This is a genomic window from Desulfovibrio mangrovi (assembly GCF_026230175.1).
In the GTDB taxonomy this organism is placed as follows: Bacteria; Desulfobacterota; Desulfovibrionia; order Desulfovibrionales; family Desulfovibrionaceae; genus Halodesulfovibrio; species Halodesulfovibrio mangrovi.
This window is the reverse complement of record NZ_CP104208.1, coordinates 114,904-136,271: the sequence shown is the minus strand read 5'-3', so window position 1 is coordinate 136,271 and position 21,368 is coordinate 114,904. Positions and strand designations below refer to the sequence as shown.

The following is a 21,368-nucleotide window of genomic DNA, read 5'->3' as shown; positions in this document are numbered from 1 at the left end:
ACATGAATCCCTCAGCCCTGTTCGTCAACCGTCCGGTCATGACCACACTGGTCATGCTGGCCATGCTTATTTTCGGCATCATGGCCTACTTCAAGCTGCCCGTGAGCGACCTGCCAAGCGTGGACTTTCCCACCATCGAGGTGAGCGCCAGCCTTGCGGGAGCCAATCCCGAAACCATGGCCTCTTCCGTGGCAACGCCGCTGGAAAAGCAGTTCTCCACCATTGCGGGGCTGGACTCCATGACCTCGGTCAACAGCATGGGCACTTCCCGCATCACCCTGCAGTTCAATCTGGACAAGGAGATCGATGCCGCCGCGCTGGACGTGCAGTCCGCCATCACCGCAGCCATGCGCAACCTGCCGGAAGACATGGACACGCCCCCCACCTTCCGCAAGGTGAACCCCGCGGATTATCCCATTCTGTATCTCGCCATTTCCTCACCCACCATGCGCCTTTCGGACGTGAATGAATACGCCGAAGGCATGATGGCCCAACGCATTTCCATGATCAACGGCGTGGCGCAAGTGATGGTATACGGCTCCAAGAAATACGCGGTACGCATACAGCTTAACCCCGAAGCGCTGGCCGCCAAGGAAATCGGCGTGGACGAAGTGGCCAGCGCCATCCGCAGCGGCAACGTGAACCTGCCTGTGGGCACCATCAGCGGCTCAGCACGGGAATACACGGTACGCTCATCCGGTCAGCTCATGGACGCGGCCAGTTACCGGCCGCTGATCATCGCATGGCGGAACGGAGCACCGGTACGCCTCGGCGAAGTGGCCACCGTGCTCGACAGCGTTGAACGAACCCGCCGCCTCAACTGGTACAGCGGCACTCCCGGCATGGTGCTTGCCATCCAGCGCCAGCCCGGAACCAACACCGTGGCCGTGGCCGATTCCATACGCACCCTGCTGCCGGAATTCCGCGCCATGCTGCCCGCCTCCGCGAATCTTGAGATACTCTATGACCGCTCAGAATCCATCAGGGACTCCGTACAAGATGTAAAATTCACCCTTGTGCTGACCATCTGCCTTGTGGTCATGGTCATCTTCCTGTTCCTGCGCAAGGTCTCCGCCACAATCATCCCGAGTCTTGCCCTGCCCATGTCCATCGTAGGCACCTTTGCGGTGATGCACCTCATGAACTTCAGTCTGGACAACATCTCGCTCATGTCGCTCACGTTGTCCGTGGGATTCGTGGTGGACGACGCCATCGTCATGCTGGAAAACATCGTCCGGCATCAGGAGATGGGCAAGACCGTGCGGGAGGCCGTCATGGACGGCTCGAAGGAAATCGCCTTCACCATCGTCTCCATGACCATCTCCCTTGCAGCGGTGTTCATTCCCGTGCTCTTCATGGGCGGCGTGGTTGGCAGGCTGTTCCACGAATTCGCGGTGACCATTTCCGCCGCCATCCTGCTTTCCGGCGTGGTATCGCTCACGCTCACCCCCATGCTCTGCAACCTCATACTGCGCCCCAACACGCATGATCGCCATGGGCGGTTCTACAATTTCATGGAGCGCATGTTCAACGCATGGCACCGCCTCTATGACGTGACCCTGCACTGGTGCGTGCGCCACCATGCCCTGACCATGGGGGTTTCCATCATCCTGCTGGGAGTGACCGCATGGATGTTCGCAATCATTCCCAAAGGCTTTTTGCCCAAGGAAGATACGGGCCGCCTGCAGGCGTCACTGGTCTACGAAGAAGGCATCAGCTTCGATACCCTGGTACGTCGCCAGAAGGCAGTCATGGAGATTCTGGGCAGGGATGCGGCCGTGCAGGGGTACATGTCCGTTGCCGGTTCCGGCGGTCCCAACTCGGCCAACAACGCCGGACGGTTGATGATAACGCTCAAGGCTCATGCGGAACGCACGGAAACGGCCGACGAAGTGCTCCAGCGCCTGAGGGGCAAGCTCTCGCAGGTGCCCGGGGTAAAGATATTCCTGCAAAATCCCCCCGCCATCCGCATCGGCGCGCGAGCCTCCAAGGGGCAGTATCAGTACACCCTGCAAAGCCCGAACACCGATGACCTGTATCGCGTTGCAGCAGAACTGGAAGAACGCCTTGGCGGCATCTCCGAACTGCAGGACGTAAGTTCGGACATGGAATTGAAAAGCCCGGAACTGCAACTGACCATTCTGCGCGACAAGGCCGCAGCTCTGGGCATAAGCGCCTTCCAGATCGAGGATGCCCTTGCCGCTTCCTACGGGGAACGACGCGTCACCAGCATCTATGCCGCCAACGACACATACAAGGTGCTCATGGAACTTGCGCCCGAGTACCAGGCGAATCCGGACTCGCTTGCCTTCCTCCATATCCGGTCAAGGGACGGCAGGCTTGTGCCCTTTGATACTCTGGTGGAACGAAAGATGGGCGTGGGTCCGCTGTATATCAACCATTCCGGCCAGCTCCCTTCCACCACCGTGTCCTTCAACCTGCGGCCGGGAATCTCACTTGGCACCGCCATGGGCAAAGTGGAAGCCGTAGCGGCAGAGGTTGTTCCCTCCAGCGTCTCCACCAGCTTCCAGGGTGAAGCGCAGGCATTTCAGGATTCCATGAAGGGTCTGGCCCTGCTGCTCATCCTCTCCGTGCTCATCATCTACATTGTGCTGGGCATTCTGTACGAGAGCTTCATACACCCGCTCACCATTCTTTCCGGTCTTCCCTCCGCCGGTGTCGGGGCCCTGCTCACCCTCATGATCTTCAGGGTGGATCTCAATCTCTACGGCTTCGTGGGCATCATCATGCTTATCGGCATCGTAAAGAAAAACGCCATCATGATGATCGACTTCGCACTGGAAGCGCAGCGCAAACAGGGCATGGACGCCCGCAAGGCCATCTGCGAAGGCGCATTGGTCCGCTTCCGTCCCATCATGATGACCACCCTTGCCGCACTCATGGGCACACTGCCCATCGCCCTCGGCTTCGGAGCCGGTGCTGAAGCCCGCAGACCGCTGGGGCTTTCCGTCGTAGGCGGACTGCTGCTCTCCCAGTTGCTCACCCTGTATTTCACGCCCGTCTACTACATATACCTTGATGCGGCCCAACGCAGATTGCGCAGGCTGTTCGGGAGCTCGGAACAACAAGCCCGGGCGGCATCCGACAGGTAAAATAAGCCGCCGGATACGACTGTATCCGGCGGCTTTTCAATTCTCATCAATGCCGGGAGCTCTACTCGAACGGTTCGGCAAGCTCCTCGCGGTCCAGCATATCGGCGTTCTGCATCCGCAGCCGCACCATGGTGGAAAGATGGGCATAGGACTCTTCATCCATACCCGTGAAGTTCATGGCAGCGTCATCCGTTCCCACACGAACAATAATGCCCTCAATCTCCAGCCCTATGGCATCGGCAAGGGCTATTCTGAGTCGACACTCTTCACGCAGCGGAGGCAATACGGCAGCAGAAATGAGAGCCCCCTTGAGAGAAATATCCCTCGTCTGCACAGGCCACTCCCTGCCACGCACGACAAGAATACCGTCGTAACTCCCGCGCACACGGCTGCGCTTACGTCTGTTGGGCATACCAGCTCCTCGGTGGGCTCGTTTCAGGGGCGATCCGAACGCTCCATCAACTATCATGCGGAACTGTAACGCAAAAAACCACCGTTTCGCAACCGGTGGTTTTTTGAATGATTGCGTTCATGCAACCTGCTAATACTGGTAGGATTCGGGCCTGTTTTCATACGGATACGGCAGGAGCTCCGAGACCATCTTCAGTTCAACCCTGCCCTTCTCCGGCTGCACGGCACACAGCACCCCGCGGCCAAACTCGAAGAGGAACTGCCTGTCCGCTGCGGAAGGAGCTTGCACGCTCCCGTCCGGAGCTACGGCTACCGCCGCGCGGAATTCGTATTCCCCCTCGGAAACAGCCTTCAATATGGCTGTGCGCAGCGCGGTCTGCGTTTCGCTCATGAGCGCATTCTCCACGTTGCAGCCGGTTACGATCCTGCCGGAACGGGTCATCACGGCTGCACCGACCGGGTAACGCGAATACGGAGCATAGGCATTGATGGCCGCGTTCCGCGCCGCCGTATACAGGGCGGAGTATTCTTCAGGATACAGGGTGGGCACGAACCATTTGCGATAGATACGGTCATATTCACCGCTCTGGATAACACGCAGCATGCCCCGGTTGATCATGGCAAGCAGCTTGTCCTGATCGCGGTTGACCGCAAAATAGGTATCGGAAACAACCAAAGGCGTCCCCACAGCCGTAATGGTACCCAGTTTAAGGCGGTCGATGAGATAGTAGGCAGTCTGGGTAGGCCCGCCGTAGGCAACGACCTCGTCGTTGTACAACGCCTTGAGAGCTTCCGTCTTGCTCTTGTAAAGCTTGATGTTCAGGCCGCCGAACTCTTCCAGCACGCGCTGCTGGTATGAACCTTTCTCAACGGACACCGTCTGTCCTCGAAGCATGGTCACGTTGCCCACGCGCGCAGCAGGCTTGGTGAACAGCTTGATCTGCAGAGGCATGCTGGGCTTGTCGGCAAACTTGTAAAGAAGCTGTCGCTGCTTGGTAACGGCCATGCCCGACGAGACTTGAATATTGCCTGCGGAAAGCTCGACCTGCACCTGATCCCATGTGAGTGGACGCATGATGAGCCGCACATTCTCGTCCTGCAATACGGCCTGGATGAGATCCACATCGAATCCCGCGGGCTTGCCTGCAGCCTCTTCAAAGCTGAACGGCGGATATTCGCGGTCGAATCCGTAGATGACCTTCATGGGCGGTTCTGCCGCGGCAGGCAGAACTGCGGCAAAGAGATACAGCAATACGGAACTCAGCAATATGGCTACGGCGTGACCGCGTAAGGCATTGCGAAGAAACATGACCGTCTCCTGAGTGTTGGCGTTCTTCCGTATCATATCGGCAGATTAGCAAAAGACTGTAGGGTTAACTACAAGCATCGGGATTCAGCATGCAATCCAGCGCCCGTTCCAGATCTGCAATGGTTTTATCCACGGCGTGATGTTCCCGCGTATAAAAGGACATGGCAAATTGTCTGATGGCGGATTCCACTTCTTCCGGATCAGGCAACGCGGGAAGCGACCCTACCCCGGCAAGATGGCAGGCAATGGGACGCAGACAGAGCGTCCTGTCCATGGAAGCCACAAGGCCGTCCACACCGCCGCCGGAAGCCTTCTCCTGCGCGAGTCCGACAACATCCATGGAGCGCGCCATCCCCAGCACCTGCGAGGGCGGCTGGTTCAGGTTCACTTCTTCTATGCGGGCATTAATCTCGTCGCACCATGCGATGTATCGTTTCCAGCCGACGGTACGGCTGCGCACCTTACCCATCATGCCGCTCATCTTGTCAAAGGACGATGCACCGTTCTCCTGACCAGAGCCCTTTGTCTCGGGCAAGGCATACGTCTGCACGGCATGGTAGCTGGTATAGCCGCTGCCGTTCAGATACCGGTCAAAAGCGCTGTAGACATGCTGGTATACACGCACCAGCAGTCCGGCAAAGCGCCTCTTGCGGGTAATGCCCCACGGAAGACGCAGAAAAAGGCAAGGCTCGACATTGCGAACCTTGAAGTGCAAACCATAAGAGGCAACGTCCACCCCAATGGCATCGAAAAGGGCCTGCGCCCCCTCCTCTCCCTGCAACAGGGCATACAGCAAGGCACAACTGCACAGGGCGCGCTGCCCGGCCAGCGCAACGTCCGCCTCCTTGGCTTCAAACAGGTCAATCTCGTCATCAATGGCTTTGCGGGCACTGAAAAAATTGTCCGCCATCTCCGACATGACCTCGTCATGCAGCAAGGAAGTAAAAGATTCCTGCTTCACCATGCCCTCACTTCCAGTCCGGCATCAGCGCCGCGTATCGTCCGCCCTTTTTCCATCCGGTGACAGTATACATACAACGCTGCCATTGCAAGCAGACCTCCGTGGTGGCAATATGAAAGCCTGCACGTGCCTCTGCCTTGCGGCACGACACAAACGAAGACAGCCCCTGCAAAGGAGAAATATCATGATGAAAGACCTGCACCCATCCATCCTCAATCTTGGGGATATGCTCAGAAAACGGGGCATGCTGCTCGGCACGGCCGAATCATGCACGGGCGGCCTCATCGCCGCCGCACTCACCGACGTTTCCGGTTCTTCAGGCTGGTTTGCCGGCGGCGTGGTGGCCTATGCCAACGAAATCAAGGAGCAGGTGCTTGGTGTGCCGCATGATACCCTTGTGACCCACGGTGCCGTGAGCGGTGAAACCGTGGAGGCCATGGTGCGCGGAGCAACCCGCGTGCTCGGCGTGGACTGTGCCGTTGCCGTATCAGGCATTGCCGGCCCCTCCGGAGGCACACCGGAAAAGCCTGTGGGCACAGTATGGCTGGCTGCCTGTGCGGGCGAGGCCCTTGCCGTGCGCCGCTTTGTGTTTTCCGGCAATCGCGATGCCGTACGGCTACAGACAGTCGCAGCCGCCGTGCAGGAACTGACCACCCTGATTGAAGCGCAATGACATAGAAAAAGGGACGGAAATAATCCGTCCCTTTTCATTTCGGACAGGGCAAGCCTGCCGACTCCGGAGCAGCTACTACACGTAGTCGCCCCTGTTGATTTTGAACCTTTCGGTGAACGACATCACCTCAAGTTCATTCACCACGGATCCCAGATCGGGATAGCGTGCGGAAAGTTCCGGGTTCTGCTCCTTGAGCTGCGACAGTTCGCCGGAAATGCTTTCCAGCGTTCCATACGCGCCCTTCAGGTCAGGAGCACCGGCGGCACCGATCTGGCGGGAATACAATTCCCACTTGTCCAGCATGCCATCCAGCTGGCCGACAAGCGCGGCAGCCTCCGTTCCCGTACCCTCAACCGCTCCGGCCTCTTCCACCGGGTTCGCCATCAGCAACGGATCCAGAACCATGGCCCGCGCTCCCACAGGAGGCACGGTTGCCTGTGTTTTCGAGGCCTCATCCTGACGCCCCAGCTCCTCGGCAAACAGATCACCGAACCCCTCGCCGGTCGTCTTGGACCGCTTGCGGAGTTCTTCCTGTTGCTGAAGTGCATCTACCTGTTCTGAACGAATCTTCATCGGCGCACCCCTTTTTAGGGTTTTGACCAGATTGAGCAAGAAGCCTGCCAACCCTTATAAAAACTTCAATGCATTGATTTTAATGAAATAATCAAAAAACACACGGGGCATTTTCTGCCGCACGGGGAAAAAGATGCCCGTCTCTGGGCTTAAACCTACTTCACAACCTTTTCCTTGTCTATGCGCCGTGAAATGTGTATAGATTAAGTAAGATTAGAATGAATACCGCGCAATGCGGACTGTGCATGCAATATAGCCACAGGAGGCCAATATGACTGCCATCAACAAGATCCTCGTCGCTGTCGATTTCTCTGACCACAGCAAGTACATAGCTGACTACGCAAAGCTCCTTGCAACCAAGCTGGATGCCGCGCTGGTAGTTGTGTACGCAGCGCCCTCCCTGAGTCAGTATGTGGGCTTCCACGTTCCCCCGAACTCCATAGAAAGCTTTGTGGGCGAAATCGTATCCGGCGCCGAAAAGTCCATGGACGCGTTCCTTGCCGAAAACTTCGGCGGACTGCAGGCTTCCGGCAAGGTTGTCACCGGCTATGCCGCGGAAGAAATTCTGGCCACTGCCGAACAGGAAAACGTGGACATGATCATCATGGGCACCCATGGCCGCAAGGGCATTGACCGCATCCTCTTCGGTTCCGTTGCGGAAAAGGTGGTTAAGGGCGCGAACATCCCCGTGCTCACCGTGCGTCCTCCGGCACTGTAAGTGCTCCGGCAGCCTGACGGAAATGCCGCGTAGGGACAACCGGCCTTACGCAACCGCATTGTCCGCTTGCGCACAGCCCCCCTCGTAGTCTATTCATGGGCGGTCCGAAAGGATCGCCCTTTTTTCACGGCGATACCACATCATCAGCGCAAGGAGCATCGCATGACCTCCCAACGTTGCCGCGCAACCTCGCAGGTGCGGCCCGAAGTGATGGACTTCTCCCCCTATTCGGCGGGACTTTCCATCCAGGAAATCAAGGAACGCTACGGCCTCGATACGGTCGTCAAGCTCGCCAGCAACGAAAATCCGCTTGGCACTTCTCCTCTGGTTCAGCAGGTCATCCGCTCCCATGCCGATCACGTATTCCGCTACGCCCAGTCCGGCAATCCTCGTCTGGCAAAGAAAATTGCCGATTTATTCGGCCTGCCCGCAGAATGCATCGTCACTGGCAACGGCTCGGACGAGGTTATTGACCTGCTCATCCGCGCCAAGGCGCGCCCCGGCATAGATAACATCGTAGCGTTTGATCCCTGCTTCTCCATGTACACCGTGCTGGCCCGCCTGTGCGGCGTGGAATTGCGCCAGACGCCGCTGAACAACGACTTTTCCTTCAACTGGGACGCCCTTGTCTCGCTGACGGACGAAAACACGGCCATCGTCTTCGTGACAACGCCCGACAACCCTTCCGGCTACACCCCGCCCGTGGAAGAGATCATGGCCCTTGCCAAGCGTCTTCCCGAACAGTGCCTGCTGGTTGTGGACGAAGCCTACATGGACTTCACCGGCAACAAGGATGCCTATTCCATGCTGCCGCGCCTTGCGGACTTCCCCAACGTATGCGTGCTGCGCACCTTTTCCAAAAGCATGGGGCTTGCGGGCCTGCGCCTCGGCTTCGGGGCCATGCAGCCGGAACTCGCGGACTATCTCAAGCGCATCCGCCCGCCGTTCAGCGTGAACATTCTCGCCGAACATGCAGGCATGGCCGCCCTTGACGACACGGTCTTCTACAACGAGACCCTCCGTGTCACCGCAGAAGGCCGCGACTATCTGAACAGGGAACTGGCCGCACTGGGCTGCACCGTATTTCCTTCCAAAGCCAACTTCATCATGTTTGAGGCCCCCATTGACGGTACCGAACTGCACGAGCAGCTCCTGCGCCGGGGCATCATTCTGCGCCCGCTGAACAAGGGATACGGCCTGCCGCGCCACATGCGCGTGACCGTGGGCAATGCGCACGAAAACAAGGTGTTCATCAACGCCTTCAAGGAGATTCTGCATGACCGCTAAGCGGAACATCGTCACGCTGGACGGTCCCGCAGGCGTGGGCAAAACCACACTGGCAAAACGTACGGCACAGGCTCTGGGCATCGCCTATCTGGATACCGGCGCCATGTTCCGCACACTGGGCTGGAAGCTCGGCGCGGACGCCGCTTCCCTCAGCGAAGCTGAGCTTACCGCACGGCTTGCCGCTTTCTCGTTCTCGCTTTCCGGCAGCGGTGCAGACACGGTTCTATCCGTCAACGGCACACCGGTAGGACAGGAAATCCGCACAGAGGAAGTGGGCATGCTTGCCTCCATCGTGGCCAAGCTGCCTGCCGTACGCACTGCACTGAAAGCCGCGCAGCAGGCCATGGGCGCAGCAACCCCGCTGGTGGCAGAAGGCCGCGACATGGGCACGGTGGTATTCCCTGAAGCCCGCTGCAAGATATTCCTTGATGCCTCACCGCAGGAACGCGCCCGCAGGCGCTTCGACCAGTTGGTAGCCATGGGCGAAACGCCCGATCTGGAGGCACTGACGGAACAGATCCGCCAGCGCGACGATCAGGACCGCAACCGGGCCATAGCCCCCCTGAAGCCCGCTGAAGATGCCGTCATCGTGGACACGACGACGCTGGACATTGACGGCGTGTTCAACGAAATCATGCGCCACGTGAAGGCAAACGCCTAACCGTCTCGCAAAACGCAAGCAAAGCCCCGGCCTCCTCCATGCCAGGAAGAAGCCGGGGCTTATCATTTCTTATCGTTGCATCATTCAAGCCGGAGCTGATGTGAACTGTCAGCCAGATCCCATACGCAAGACAGGCAGTCTGAACGGCAACCGCCCCCGTCAAAAGACCACGTCACATAGTTCCACGATCAATAGACGTCATCCAGTCGGACACGGGCGTCCGCATTCTGCAGCAGGGTTATCCACATACCTTCATGCTCGCGGGTCTGCAGCTTCTTGTAGGCATCCCGCCGCAGATAGAGCATATCCACCTCCACATCCTTCAAATCCGGCAACGCCCTGCCGATTTTACCCGGGGTGCATTTGCGCTCCTGCTCCCTTGCGTGCTCGCTGCACAAGCCGGAATTCTGCAACATGTCCGAGAAGATCAATATCTTGCGACGGGCAACCGCGTCCGAGAAGTCTGGCCGCCTGCAGATCTTGGCAACGATTTCGGCAATGGCGGTTCCTTTCACGTCCGTGGCATTCTGCACGTCCATGACGGCATCCGAAATCACCGGCAGAAAATCCCGCCTGAAACGCTGCTCGGCAATCCGCTCGTTTCCAAACAAATTCCCTTGATGGCGCGGCGGGGCAACGGCACTCGCCACAGGTTCCAGATACGAACCGGACATATTATCCAGATAAAAGACCGAAACCTTGCCGCCGTCCGGCGTGCCCCACTCCACAGATTGCATAATGCTGCGCAATTCCTGCTGCTGTGTCTCAGTCAATGGGTCGGAACGGTCAAGCAGCAACACAAGATGGTAGGCAAGCGTCTTCGGCGCGGCCGTGACTTCTCTCCATATAACGCCAAGAGCAACCATGAGAACCAATGCGGCAGCCACAACAGGAAGCCCTTTCAGGCTGCCGGTGCGTTCCGGCTTCCTGCCTCTGGAGTCGCCACGCCTTCTGTCTTCATAACGATGCGGAAAAGATTGCTGTTTACGGCCTTCCCGCTTCAGCAAGCTCTTCAATCCGGTGCTAGATCCTTTCTGCCTGGCCATGATAGTCTCCCATGTCGTCGTGAGGCCCGTTGCCGTTGTCACTGCTGAAAGAAGAGGCATCATCATACTCTGCGGACGAAGAATCCCCCGCATCGCTACCGTTTTCGGCATCGAAACGGCTTCCGGGTCCCGTTGGTCCGGCAGAATCCTCACCGGGTTCACCGGCTGCATTCTTTGAGGCTCCGTCCTCGCCCTTCTCCCTCTTCCGCTCTATGCTGTTGAAGAACGCTTCAAGACTACGGGACTCTTCCAATTCGCGCTGATGCACGATCTGCTTGATCTCCTCCCCCTTGCTGACCACATCATCAAGGACAACCATGCGGGCAAGCACTGCTTCGTCATCGGTCAGATCCAAGGTCACCTGCATTTCGCCCTCTGCAAAATCCTTGTAGGTATCCCAATATCCGGGGAGCGGACAGGCCGTAGGGGCACCTCCCAGCAGTCGTCTGAACTGTCTGAGCAGAAGTTTCTGGGCATCATTCCACTCAGAGGCAATGCGGCCATATTCCTCACGGATGTTCCGGCTCATGGCAAGGCTGGATTTGTAGAGCCCCAGAATGCGGGAATAGTCGCCCACGTCCCTACCTACCTCACGGTCGGCATCCGCACGGGCGAGCTTGATGTCTTCCTCCACGTTCAGCTTCAGTTCTTCATAGTCCTTTTCCGCCTCGGCAAGCTCACGCCCTACCTTGCCGAACTCCTTGTCTACATCGCCAAAGGTGTAGCCCTTGTAGAGCAGGTACTGGGCTATGATGATACCGAAGATAAGCAACACGAAGGATTCGAAGGACTCCAGTTGAAAAGGCTGGGTGAACACCCGGCTCAAAAACTGCCGGTTTGCCCTTTCAAAGCTTTCCAGCACGGCTACGGCAGACCTGTAGTGCGCAGCGCTCAGGTTAACCAGACCGATGATAGCCTGCTGCATCGAAAGCAGACCGCCCGTTACCGCGTACCTGCGCCAACCGTTCAGGGCATTGCGCAATTTGAGCAGATAGCCCGTTCCAAACGAAAGGATCAGGTTCACCAGTGAAATGAACAAGGCCTGCGTCAGCCCCCCTACGTACCCCATTTCACTGCCGCCGGCGAAGAGAACGCCGTTGAAGAAAGTCTCAAGAATCACCGCCACCACAAGCCAGCCTACTGCAGCCTGCACATTTCCCTGCGGCTGAGGATCGCGCTCATACCCCCTGTCCTGCCGTAACTTCCACAACTGCATACGCAATTCCACGACCTTGCCAAAGCTGTTCCGCAGTTCGTTACGACGCCCGAAGGTGGCATGCTGCACTGCACTCTCAAACTTGTGCATCGTATCCTTGAGCCTGCCGAGCGGATTGAAGGCAGCATATTCGGCACGTGCATAGCGCTCCCGATCCAGAATCGCTTCTGCCTTACCCTTGGCCTCCCGCAAGCGCTGAAGACAATGCATCCGAATGCCCTGCTGCGCATCGTCCATCTCACTGCAATCCCTCTCTCTGGTGAGCGACAACGCAGCCTTGGCGGCCCTGCCCTGTACATCCAGTTCTTCTGCGAGAATTTCCACATCCGGCGTATGCTGCCGCAACACCGCCACATGATTGCGTTGTTCCATGCCGTCCTCCTGCTTGCCATACGTTATAGAATGATAGATTTTCAATATAGAAGATCATCTACAGGCGCAACAAAAAAAGCCCCGGACATATGCCCGGGGCTTGAAAACCTAAGCTGGCTGCTAAGTGCTACTTATGCGCCTTGGTTTTGGGAAGGACGAGGTTCAGCACCACACCCACGATACCGGCAAGGCCGATACCCTTGATGGTGAACTCACCGGCATTGAAGGCCATGCCGCCGATACCGAACACCAGAATAATGGCAACAATGGCCATGTTGCGGGGATCCATCAGGTCCTTGCCGGCGCGAACCAGAGAGTTCATGCCCACAACCACGATGGCACCGAAGAGCAGGATCATGATGCCGCCCATAACTGGGACGGGAATGGTCTGCAGCAGCGCGCCCAGCTTGCCCACAAAGGCAAGGGCTATGGCGGTGATGGCAGCCCAGGTCATGATGCCGGGGTTGAAGGCCTTGGTCAGCGCAACAGCACCGGTTACTTCGGAATAAGTGGTGTTGGGAGGGCCGCCAAGCATGGAGGCAAGAGAGGTGGCCAGACCGTCGCCCAACAGGGTGCGGTGCACGCCGGGCTTGTCCAGATAGTTCTTGTTGGTGACGGAACCGATGGCGAGTACGTCACCCACGTGCTCAATGGCGGGTGCAATTGCAACGGGGACGATGAAGAAGATGGCTTCAAGGTTCCACTCGGGGAAGGTGAACGCAGGAACCGCAAGCCAGGGAGCGTTCAGAACAGGCGTGAAATCAACATAACCGAAGAGGATGCACGTTACGTAGCCAACCACGATACCCAGCAGAATGGGCACAAGCTTGATCATGCCGCGTCCCATCAGGGAAGCGAAAATGGTGGTGCCCAGAGAAATCATGGAAATGAACAGGGCGGGGCCCTGCGGAATCAGCTGGATAGCGCCATCGCCGGTCTTGCCCAGAGCCATGAAAACAGCCACGGGGGCAAGGATGAGACCGATGACCATGATGACCGGACCGGTCACGATGGTGGGCAGAACGCGCTCCAGAATCTGGGGTCCCTGCAACTTGATGAGCAGGGCAAGCAGGGCATAAAGCAGACCGGCTGCGGCAAGACCGCACATGGTGCCGGGAATGCCCCAGGTCTGCACACCGTGAATGATGGGTGCGATAAACGCGAACGAGGAAGCCAGAAATACGGGAACGCTACGCTTGGTCACAAGCTGGAACAGCAGCGTACCGGCGCCTGCGGTAAACAGAGCCACGTTGGGGTTGAGCCCGGTCAGCAGCGGTACGAGTACCAGTGCGCCGAACGCGACAAACAACATCTGTGCGCCTACAAGACTGTCTTTCAGTCTGAAGGAATACTCGGTGTTGGAAATGGACACCATGCCCTCCTCAAGTAACGGTTACAAATTATCCTTACGCCTCCCGCCCCCTTCGCGGTCGGCTTACTCCCTCACGGGAACCACAGGCCGGTGCTCCGGAAAAAACGAGCCCCGATTCACAGGTCACTCAAAGCCCGCATCCCCGCACTTCCAACCGGTTCTCAGATGAACCGGCCATGCCTGCGGGGGCAAGCTTCCCTGCTGCCGCACGGATGATACCGGCAGCAGCAAGCCCAAAAAAAGAGCATCCGCCCCTTGGTTATTGCCTCCGGAAACCGGAGGCAAAAAAACCAAAGGCAAATGCCCTGTCCGTTCGAAAACGGTTCGAAACCCTACTTGGTCCCGAAAATCTTGTCGCCTGCATCGCCCAGGCCGGGAAGAATATACCCATTTTCATTCAGTCGCTCGTCGACAGATGCGGTATAGATATCCACGTCGGGGTGCGCCTTGGTGACTCGCTCGATACCTTCGGGCGCAGCCACAAGGAACAGACCGAGAATATGCTTGCAGCCAGCCTTCTTCAGCAGGTCGATGGTGGCGACCAGCGTGCCGCCGGTGGCGAGCATGGGATCAATGATGATGGCGGTGCGCTCGTCAATATTCTTGGCGAGCTTTACATAATATTCTACGGGTTCAAGGGTTTCCTCGTTACGGAACATGCCCACCACGCTCACCTTGGCGCCGGGGATCATGTCCAGCAGGCCATCCAGCATACCAAGACCTGCACGCAGGATCGGTACAACGGTTGCCTTCTTACCCTTGATCTGGTCAACAGTGACAGGTCCTGCCCAACCCTGTATGGTCTTCTTCTCAGTCTCAAGGCTTTTGGTTGCCTCATAGGTGAGAAGACGGCAGATTTCATTGGAAAGGGCGCGGAACTCAGACACGGTGACGTCGACTTCGCGCAGACGCCCGAGTTTATGTTTGACCAATGGATGGTCAACCACGTAAACAGCCACTCTGGCCTCCTTGAAGAGTACTTGAAAAAAAACGGCCTTTTGGCCGCCCAAAACTTTGATGATTTAGCCCGAACCAACCACTTTGGTCAAGCGCAAGGAAAATTTTCTCCAAAATGACTAATTATATTGACGATCCTGACAACGGCAACACCGTCACCCTTACAGTTTCCCGCGATGCGCACGGCACACGCCTTGACCAATACCTCTCGGAAAACCTGACCGAGCACGCCATAAGCCGCGAGCGAGTCAAGAAAGCCATCAAGGAAGGCAAGGTCTTCGTCAATTCCGGACGCTGCACCAAACCCAACACCAAGGTCTGCACGGGCATGCAGATCGAGATGCATATCGATTTCGACACCTCTTCGCTGGTTCCGGAAGATGCACCCATCAACGTGCTCTACAGGGACAAGCATCTCGTGGTGCTCAACAAGCAGGCGGGTCTTACCGTGCACCCCTGCCCCAGCTGCCCCTCCGGCACGCTGGTACACCGCATGCTCCACCATTTTCCGGAACTCGCCTCCATGGAAGGGTTCCGTCCCGGAATCGTGCACCGGCTGGACAAGGACACGTCCGGCATCATCGTCGTCGCCCTGACGGAAGCGGTCAGACTAGCCCTTTCACAGGCCTTTGCCCAGCGGAGCATGCACAAGGAATATCTCGCCCTGACCGTCGGCGTTCCCGAACGCGAAAGCGGCACAGTGGATACGCCCATAGGTCGCCATCCTACCATCAAAGTGAAGATGGCCCCGGTGAAGCTGGAACAGGGCGGACGCAAGGCACACTCGGACTACCACGTGCTGCATGCCGACAACGCAGGCAACTACGCCCTTGTTGCTGTACGCATCCATACCGGCAGAACCCATCAGATCCGTGTGCACATGAGCCATATCGGACATCCGCTGTGGGGAGACTCCACCTATGGCGGCGGCGTGCCTGATGATTCGCCTCTCGCCGTGCTGGCCGCCCGGCAGATGCTGCATGCGTGGAAACTGGAATTCACCCATCCCGTCTCCGGCGAAGCCATGCGCTTTGTCTGCCCCCCGCCGGACGACTTCATGCAGCTTGCCACCGCCCTTTCCTCCCACACTCAGCGGGTTGTACTCACGGGCATGCCCGGCTGCGGCAAATCAGCCCTGCTGCGCCTGCTGGAAGAACGGGGGCTCCCCGTCTGGACGGCAGACGGCATCGTGCATACCCTTTATGCCAAGGACGGAGACGGCTGGCATTTCCTGCGCGGACGCTACGGAGATCGTTTTGCTCCTGCAGACGGCCCCGTGGACAGACGGGCTCTCTTCGAGGCCATGTGCGAATCAGCTTCCATCCGCAAGGAAGTGGAAGGATGCGTCCACCCCATTGTGCGCCACGATCTTCTCGATTTCTGGAAACGGCACGCAGACGCACCCGCTGCCGCGGCAGAGATCCCGCTGTTTCTGGAAACGGGATGGCACGGGGATGCCGACCTTCTCGTCGGCGTCAACTGCCCAAGGGATATCCGCGCAGCACGCCTTGCCGAACACCGCAACTGGAGCGAGGAAACGCTGGCTGTCATGGAATCGTGGCAGTGGGCGGAGAAGGACAAGATGGGGGCCTGCGACATTGTGGTGGACAACAGCGGCACGCCGGAAGCGCTGGCCGCCAACGCGGACAAGCTGCTCGACTCCCTCGCACGGAGGCGCGATGACCGGCGCAAGGCACTGCAGGAACGCCTGACCGCACTCTTTCAGGAATAACCGCCCGAACCCTTCAGCATAGGCAGAGGCCCACGTGTTTCCCATCCGCGACAGCATACCACGGGTGCACACCCCCTACGCAGTCTACACCATCATCGCGATCAACGTGCTGGTGTATCTGTACCAGCAGGCCCTCTCCAGCGGGGACCTGTTTCTCATGCTGCATACCTTCGGAGTCGTGCCCGCGCGTTACGCCTTTCCGGAGTGGGCCGCACACGTGGGCTATCCCGCCTACGGGCAGTTCGCCTTCATCACGCACCAGTTCATTCATGGCAGTTGGAGCCACCTGCTGCTGAACATGTGGTCACTCTGGATCTTTGCGGATAACATTGAAGACGTGATGGGGCCGGTACGCTTCACCCTCTTCTACCTGTGTTGCGGTCTTGCGGCCATGCTCACGCACATGCTCTCGGACACCTCGGCCACTGTCCCCATCGTGGGGGCGTCCGGCGCCATTGCGGGCGTCATGGGGGCCTATTTTCTGCTTTACCCGCACGCCAAGGTCACAACGCTCATTCCCATCGTCATCATCCCCCTGTTCTTCGAACTGCCCGCCTTGCTGTATCTCGGCATCTGGTTCGCCATGCAGGTCATTTCCGGACTCGGCTCCCTGGTTCAACAGGGAGGCGGCGCAACCATAGCATGGTGGGCGCATGCAGGAGGCTTCGTGGCCGGCATCATCCTGCTGCCACTTTTCCGGCGCAAGGGACATTGCTATTACTGCCGCATCCCTGAAGGCACTCCGCCCCACAAGGCTGTCATCACACGGCCGCATCACCCGCTGGTTCCTCCGGCTGCCCGCCGCGACGAGACCAAGGAAGACTGAACCGCCCCCCATCTCCCGCAATCCCCGCCCACTGCATCATCCGCCCAAACCACGGCCGCCCGTTCTGCGCGCCGTGTGTGTATCATTATGGATATGCATTACCTGAAATCCGGTCACCTCGAAGTACCTGCATTGACTTAGCCGGATTCATGCCGCATAACGGTGCGTCCAGACGCAAAGGCGTCTGTAATTCCATACCGCAAGACGGGGACTTCTCATGCTTGAAATAAAGAATCTACACGTTAACATCGGGGACGTTGAGGTGCTCAAGGGCATCGATCTGAAGATCTCCGAAGGTGAAACGTTCATTCTGTTCGGCCCCAACGGGTCCGGCAAGACCACTCTGCTCATGAGCCTCATGGGCTTTGGTAACTACACCGTGACCGGAGGCCAGATTCTCTTCAAGGGCGTGGACATCACCCACGCGCCCATGTACGAACGTGCCCGCCTCGGTATCGGCATGTCCTTCCAGCGCCCGCCCACCATTCATGGTCTGAAGACCGGCCACCTCGTACAGATGTGCGGTCAGGGCCGCCCTGTGGACGTGGACGGACTGGCAAAGAAGGTAAACTTCACCCGCTTCCTCGACCGCGACATCAACTCCGGTTTCTCCGGTGGTGAAATCAAGCGTTCCGAGTTGCTGCAGCTCATGGCTCAGCGCCCCGACCTCGTACTCTTCGACGAACCCGAGTCCGGCGTTGACCTTGAAAACATGTCTCTGATCGGCAAGACCGCCCGCGAACTGCTGGATGGCATGCAGCCCGCATCCTGCACCATGAAGATGGCCAAGCAGTCATGCAAGACCTCCGGCCTCATCATTACCCACACCGGTTACATTCTCGAATATGTGAACGCCGACCGCGGTCAGGTCATGTATAACGGCAAGCTGTGCTGCGAAGCCCGTCCCCGCGACATTCTCGACCACATCTCCCGCCACGGCTACAAGGAATGCCTGCGCTGCCTGAGCGCCGAAAGCGGAGAAAAGATCGACCTCGCCGACTTCCGGGAGGTATACTAACATGCAGAAAATCGACCTGAAGAAATACAAGTTCGACGGCGGTTCCGCCGCTCCCATCGAAGATCTTTCCTCCCTGTCCCCCGAGGACAAGGAACGCCTCCTCTACGCGGGCATCGACGTTGACCGCAAGGACCGCGCAGGCTCCTTCATGCACATGAACCACTCCGGCGTACACTGCAAGACCAAGCAGGAAGGCCTTGAGATCATGGACATCAAGGCTGCGCTGGAAAAATACGACGGCCTGCCCGAATACTGGTGGAAGCTGGTGGACAAGGACAAGGACGAGTTCACCAAGACCGCCTACGAAAACCTGCACGGCGGTTACTTCATCCGCGCCAAGGCTGGCACCAAGGTGAAGGACCCCGTACAGTCCTGCCTGTTCATCAAGGACTCCGGCCTTGCCCAGAACGTGCACAACATCGTGGTGGTTGAAGAAGGTGCGGAAATGCACATCATCACCGGCTGTGCAACGGCTCACGGCGCCAAGGAAACCGCTCACATGGGCATTTCAGAATTCTACGTGAAGAAGGGCGGCAAGCTCACCTTCACCATGATTCACAACTGGGGCGAAGACACCGCCGTCCGTCCCCGTTCCGCAGGCGTTCTGGAAGAAGACGCGGTGTTCCTGAGCAACTACGTGCTGCTCAAGCCCGTGAAGGACCTGCAGATGTATCCCTCGCTGACCCTGAACGGCTCCGGCGCGGTTGCACGCTTCAACTCCGTGATCGTGGCTCCGGAAGGTTCCTACGTGGACTCCGGCAACCGCATCCAGCTGAACGCGCCCAACACCCGTGCTGAAATCATCGCCCGCACCCTGACCACCGGCGGCACCATCATCAACCGCGGTTTCATTGGCGCAAGCAACGTGCCCGCTCGCGGCCACCTCGAATGCAAGGGCCTCATCCTCGGCGGCGGCCGCATCCATGCCATTCCGGAACTGGATGCCACCATCGACGGCGTTGAGCTCTCTCACGAAGCCGCCGTTGGCAAGATCGCTCAGGAAGAGATCGAATACCTCATGGCACGCGGTCTGGATGAAGATGAAGCAACCGCAACCATCGTCCGCGGCTTCCTGAACGTGGAGATGGAAGGCCTACCCCCGGAACTGCAGGAAGCCATCAACAAGCAGATCAACGAGCTGGACGCCAACGACGTCATGTAGGCTGTACCAGCTACGCATATTGCAAGTAAAAGGCCCGCCGGAGCAATCCGGCGGGCCTTCATAGTTAATCGCCAGAGCGAAAAATACAGGATTTTACGGTTTCCCGTTGAGGAACGGCATGAAAAGATGGCGGAAATCCTCCAGCCTGTCTTCCAGCACAAAGGGCATGGACTTGGCAAACAGATCGAGGATGATCACGGCGTTGACCGAGGAATCCGCCTGTGTCGCCGCACGCAACCTGCTCACAAGTTGAAAGTTCACAATCTCGATATCGGAATAAATGCGCGACAGTCCTTCCATATGCAGGTCAACCGCCTCGGGGTTGTCATGCATGAAATACTGGGCAAGCATGAACATTGAGGCTGCCCTGTAGAAGGTTTCGTCCGGAGAAGCAAAAGGCAGGTGAAAACGCGCCATGGGCTTGAAAAAAGCCGTGTAGGGGCAGCCAGATGTGGGAATGATAAGCCCCAGCAGCGAACTTACGCCACGTTGGGCCGTGGTGCGCTGGTTGATGCTCCGCTCAGGCGTTTCCACCTCCACCAGCAGTGAATCATACGAAATAAGGTGGCCGAGTCTGGCAATGATGTCCACCAGCCGGGCGGCAAGCGGACAATACGCTGTTGCATCCACATCGAAGCGGCAGTGGCTGCAAATATGGAACGGCAAAAGAGCCCAATCCGGCAGCACGTCAGGAAGCGGCCAATCCGCATCAAGCGTATCCGGCTTGAAACGCAGGGAGAATAACTCCGTCTGCCCTGTGTCCAGCGTAAAGCGGTAGGTAATATCCACAAACGACCCCTGAGGTTACACTGATACCTCTGAGGATTGTAAATCATCAACCCGCGATACGCCAACAATATCCCATTATTTTCCAAGCGACATTGCACAAATCATCAATATCAACATGAAATATCCTCACAGCCTGTCTCAAGTGCAGTAGAAAACACGACAAGGTTATGCTTCAAGATATCCTCGTCCCTCGCTGCCTTGCGTTTCCGCCCTAAAGGAGTAGAAACGGCTTGCGAGGTATTACGCATGTATATTGTATCACTTACGTACACGGCTCCCCTTGAGAGCATCGACAGGTTACTGGAAGAGCATGTGCAGTTTCTGCACGAAAAATATGACGCTGGCGTTTTCATAGCCTCCGGCAGAAAGGTGCCCAGAACAGGCGGCATCATTCTGGCCAGAGGGTGCGATATGAAAACCCTGCAACAACACCTTGCGGAAGACCCCTTTCACAGGGAACAGGTGGCCACATACGAGATCACGGAATTTGCGCCGACCATGACTGCGGCCGGATTTGAAACGCTCAAGGAATAGAGAGCCAACAGGGGCGATCTGCGCCCAACTCGGAAAAAAGCCCGGAACCTTGCGGTTCCGGGCTTCTCGTTTTCATGTCGTACAAAGTACGCCAAGGGCATCAGACAGCTGCATCAGGCAGCTGCATCAGGCAGCGGCTTCAAACGGCAACATCAGGCCAACAGAGCCACCAGTTTGATCAGGTGGGTGCGTTCTTCGTCCACGCAGCGGTCAACAGCCGCCTTTTCGGAATCCGGCACCAACTCACGCATTTCGCGGAAGAAGAACATGGTGTCCTTCTCGAACTGCATGGCCAGGCGGATGGCATCCTCGCGGGACAGGTCGCCACCGGCAGAATCACCTTCCCTGAACAGGGCATGGTTATCGAGCATGGCGCTCATGTAGGCCACGTATTCCTCTTCGGTCGCCCATGCAGGCAGAATCACCGGAGCAAGACGTTGGCCCATGGCGCGGAACACCTCGCGGTGCTTTGCCTCTTCATCGCGCAGAAACTCGAACACCTCACGGGCGGAAGAGTCACCGTCAAAGCCGACGGCATCGACAAGACGCTGATAGAATGCCTCGCCACGCGATTCGATCTCCTCCGCAGCGCGAATGATATCGCCTGCCTTGAAAATACCGGCCATAATGCCTCCTCG

General features: G+C 57.9%; 20 protein-coding genes. 10 read left to right on the top strand and 10 right to left on the bottom strand.

The window, feature by feature from the left end:
• Window positions 1-2: 2 nt before the first annotated feature.
• On the top strand, window positions 3-3,113 hold the full coding sequence (locus tag N1030_RS00605) for an efflux RND transporter permease subunit (protein WP_265827029.1): 3,111 nt from the start codon (window positions 3-5) through the stop codon (window positions 3,111-3,113).
• Window positions 3,114-3,174: 61 nt separating this feature from the next.
• Here the strand turns inward: N1030_RS00605 and N1030_RS00600 are convergent, their stop codons facing one another.
• From N1030_RS00600 to N1030_RS00590, 3 genes are all read right to left on the bottom strand, one after another.
• The gene (locus tag N1030_RS00600; RefSeq protein ID WP_265827027.1) at window positions 3,175-3,525 is read right to left on the bottom strand and encodes a PilZ domain-containing protein; all 351 of its coding nucleotides are present in this window, start codon (window positions 3,523-3,525) and stop codon (window positions 3,175-3,177) included.
• A gap of 129 nt (window positions 3,526-3,654) precedes the next feature.
• Window positions 3,655-4,833: a cytidine deaminase gene (locus N1030_RS00595; protein ID WP_265827026.1), complete on the bottom strand. Its 1,179-nt coding sequence runs from the start codon at window positions 4,831-4,833 to the stop codon at window positions 3,655-3,657.
• A 64-nt stretch (window positions 4,834-4,897) separates the two neighbouring features.
• Window positions 4,898-5,797, bottom strand: a complete 900-nt coding sequence (locus N1030_RS00590; protein ID WP_265827025.1) for a hypothetical protein — start codon at window positions 5,795-5,797, stop codon at window positions 4,898-4,900.
• A gap of 181 nt (window positions 5,798-5,978) precedes the next feature.
• Between N1030_RS00590 and N1030_RS00585 the strand changes: the two genes are divergently transcribed.
• Window positions 5,979-6,467 (top strand): CinA family protein, encoded by a 489-nt coding sequence (locus tag N1030_RS00585; protein WP_420842820.1) that lies wholly within the window; start codon window positions 5,979-5,981, stop codon window positions 6,465-6,467.
• Between the two features lie 75 nt (window positions 6,468-6,542).
• Here the strand turns inward: N1030_RS00585 and N1030_RS00580 are convergent, their stop codons facing one another.
• A complete protein-coding gene (locus N1030_RS00580) occupies window positions 6,543-7,040 on the bottom strand; it encodes a hypothetical protein (protein ID WP_265827024.1) in 498 nt (165 codons plus the stop codon).
• 271 nt (window positions 7,041-7,311) lie between these two features.
• Between N1030_RS00580 and N1030_RS00575 the strand changes: the two genes are divergently transcribed.
• The 3 genes from N1030_RS00575 to cmk all read left to right on the top strand — a co-directional run bounded on the left by N1030_RS00575 (window position 7,312) and on the right by cmk (window position 9,706).
• Window positions 7,312-7,758, top strand: coding sequence for a universal stress protein (locus tag N1030_RS00575; protein WP_265827023.1), 447 nt, complete (start codon window positions 7,312-7,314; stop codon window positions 7,756-7,758).
• A gap of 162 nt (window positions 7,759-7,920) precedes the next feature.
• Entirely contained in the window at window positions 7,921-9,045 is a 1,125-nt protein-coding gene (hisC, locus tag N1030_RS00570; RefSeq protein ID WP_265827021.1) for a histidinol-phosphate transaminase, read from the top strand.
• Entirely contained in the window at window positions 9,035-9,706 is a 672-nt protein-coding gene (gene cmk, locus N1030_RS00565; RefSeq protein ID WP_265827020.1) for a (d)CMP kinase, read from the top strand. Before hisC ends, cmk begins: the two co-directional genes overlap by 11 nt.
• Before the next feature lie 188 nt (window positions 9,707-9,894).
• Here the strand turns inward: cmk and N1030_RS00560 are convergent, their stop codons facing one another.
• The 4 genes from N1030_RS00560 to upp all read right to left on the bottom strand — a co-directional run bounded on the left by N1030_RS00560 (window position 9,895) and on the right by upp (window position 14,671).
• Window positions 9,895-10,752, bottom strand: coding sequence for a hypothetical protein (locus tag N1030_RS00560; protein WP_265827018.1), 858 nt, complete (start codon window positions 10,750-10,752; stop codon window positions 9,895-9,897).
• Window positions 10,730-12,340, bottom strand: coding sequence for a hypothetical protein (locus N1030_RS00555; RefSeq protein ID WP_265827017.1), 1,611 nt, complete (start codon window positions 12,338-12,340; stop codon window positions 10,730-10,732). The genes N1030_RS00560 and N1030_RS00555 overlap by 23 nt, the downstream gene beginning before the upstream one ends.
• A 127-nt stretch (window positions 12,341-12,467) precedes the next feature.
• Window positions 12,468-13,715, bottom strand: coding sequence for a uracil-xanthine permease family protein (locus N1030_RS00550; protein ID WP_265827016.1), 1,248 nt, complete (start codon window positions 13,713-13,715; stop codon window positions 12,468-12,470).
• A 329-nt stretch (window positions 13,716-14,044) separates the two neighbouring features.
• Complete coding sequence (gene upp / locus N1030_RS00545) at window positions 14,045-14,671, bottom strand: uracil phosphoribosyltransferase (protein WP_265827015.1); 627 nt, start codon at window positions 14,669-14,671, stop codon at window positions 14,045-14,047.
• A gap of 113 nt (window positions 14,672-14,784) precedes the next feature.
• Here upp and coaE point away from each other — a divergent pair, with 113 nt between their 5' ends.
• From coaE to N1030_RS00525, 4 genes are all read left to right on the top strand, one after another.
• A complete protein-coding gene (coaE, locus tag N1030_RS00540; RefSeq protein WP_265827014.1) occupies window positions 14,785-16,401 on the top strand; it encodes a dephospho-CoA kinase in 1,617 nt (538 codons plus the stop codon).
• 34 nt (window positions 16,402-16,435) lie between these two features.
• Window positions 16,436-17,227, top strand: coding sequence for a rhomboid family intramembrane serine protease (locus N1030_RS00535; protein ID WP_265827013.1), 792 nt, complete (start codon window positions 16,436-16,438; stop codon window positions 17,225-17,227).
• 217 nt (window positions 17,228-17,444) lie between these two features.
• The gene (locus tag N1030_RS00530; protein WP_265827012.1) at window positions 17,445-18,245 is read left to right on the top strand and encodes an ABC transporter ATP-binding protein; all 801 of its coding nucleotides are present in this window, start codon (window positions 17,445-17,447) and stop codon (window positions 18,243-18,245) included.
• Window position 18,246: 1 nt separating this feature from the next.
• On the top strand, window positions 18,247-19,407 hold the full coding sequence (locus tag N1030_RS00525; RefSeq protein WP_265827011.1) for a SufB/SufD family protein: 1,161 nt from the start codon (window positions 18,247-18,249) through the stop codon (window positions 19,405-19,407).
• A gap of 93 nt (window positions 19,408-19,500) precedes the next feature.
• Here N1030_RS00525 and N1030_RS00520 read toward each other — a convergent pair whose 3' ends face one another.
• Window positions 19,501-20,196 (bottom strand): DUF6901 family protein, encoded by a 696-nt coding sequence (locus N1030_RS00520; RefSeq protein ID WP_265827010.1) that lies wholly within the window; start codon window positions 20,194-20,196, stop codon window positions 19,501-19,503.
• A gap of 246 nt (window positions 20,197-20,442) precedes the next feature.
• Here N1030_RS00520 and N1030_RS00515 point away from each other — a divergent pair, with 246 nt between their 5' ends.
• A complete protein-coding gene (locus N1030_RS00515; RefSeq protein WP_265827009.1) occupies window positions 20,443-20,730 on the top strand; it encodes a YciI family protein in 288 nt (95 codons plus the stop codon).
• 152 nt (window positions 20,731-20,882) lie between these two features.
• Here N1030_RS00515 and N1030_RS00510 read toward each other — a convergent pair whose 3' ends face one another.
• Window positions 20,883-21,356, bottom strand: coding sequence for a ferritin-like domain-containing protein (locus N1030_RS00510; RefSeq protein WP_265827008.1), 474 nt, complete (start codon window positions 21,354-21,356; stop codon window positions 20,883-20,885).
• Window positions 21,357-21,368 lie beyond the last annotated feature (12 nt).

Bases quoted from the DNA above. Each gene is read 5' to 3' on its own strand.
- N1030_RS00605 (WP_265827029.1), top strand. From the start codon at position 3: ATGAATCCCTCAGCCCTGTTCGTCAACCGTCCGGTCATGACCACACTG.
- N1030_RS00600 (WP_265827027.1), bottom strand. From the start codon at position 3,525: ATGCCCAACAGACGTAAGCGCAGCCGTGTGCGCGGGAGTTACGACGGT.
- N1030_RS00595 (WP_265827026.1), bottom strand. From the start codon at position 4,833: ATGTTTCTTCGCAATGCCTTACGCGGTCACGCCGTAGCCATATTGCTG.
- N1030_RS00590 (WP_265827025.1), bottom strand. From the start codon at position 5,797: ATGGTGAAGCAGGAATCTTTTACTTCCTTGCTGCATGACGAGGTCATG.
- N1030_RS00585 (WP_420842820.1), top strand. From the start codon at position 5,979: ATGATGAAAGACCTGCACCCATCCATCCTCAATCTTGGGGATATGCTC.
- N1030_RS00580 (WP_265827024.1), bottom strand. From the start codon at position 7,040: ATGAAGATTCGTTCAGAACAGGTAGATGCACTTCAGCAACAGGAAGAA.
- N1030_RS00575 (WP_265827023.1), top strand. From the start codon at position 7,312: ATGACTGCCATCAACAAGATCCTCGTCGCTGTCGATTTCTCTGACCAC.
- hisC (WP_265827021.1), top strand. From the start codon at position 7,921: ATGACCTCCCAACGTTGCCGCGCAACCTCGCAGGTGCGGCCCGAAGTG.
- cmk (WP_265827020.1), top strand. From the start codon at position 9,035: ATGACCGCTAAGCGGAACATCGTCACGCTGGACGGTCCCGCAGGCGTG.
- N1030_RS00560 (WP_265827018.1), bottom strand. From the start codon at position 10,752: ATGGCCAGGCAGAAAGGATCTAGCACCGGATTGAAGAGCTTGCTGAAG.
- N1030_RS00555 (WP_265827017.1), bottom strand. From the start codon at position 12,340: ATGGAACAACGCAATCATGTGGCGGTGTTGCGGCAGCATACGCCGGAT.
- N1030_RS00550 (WP_265827016.1), bottom strand. From the start codon at position 13,715: ATGGTGTCCATTTCCAACACCGAGTATTCCTTCAGACTGAAAGACAGT.
- coaE (WP_265827014.1), top strand. From the start codon at position 14,785: ATGACTAATTATATTGACGATCCTGACAACGGCAACACCGTCACCCTT.
- N1030_RS00530 (WP_265827012.1), top strand. From the start codon at position 17,445: ATGCTTGAAATAAAGAATCTACACGTTAACATCGGGGACGTTGAGGTG.
- N1030_RS00525 (WP_265827011.1), top strand. From the start codon at position 18,247: ATGCAGAAAATCGACCTGAAGAAATACAAGTTCGACGGCGGTTCCGCC.
- N1030_RS00515 (WP_265827009.1), top strand. From the start codon at position 20,443: ATGTATATTGTATCACTTACGTACACGGCTCCCCTTGAGAGCATCGAC.
- N1030_RS00510 (WP_265827008.1), bottom strand. From the start codon at position 21,356: ATGGCCGGTATTTTCAAGGCAGGCGATATCATTCGCGCTGCGGAGGAG.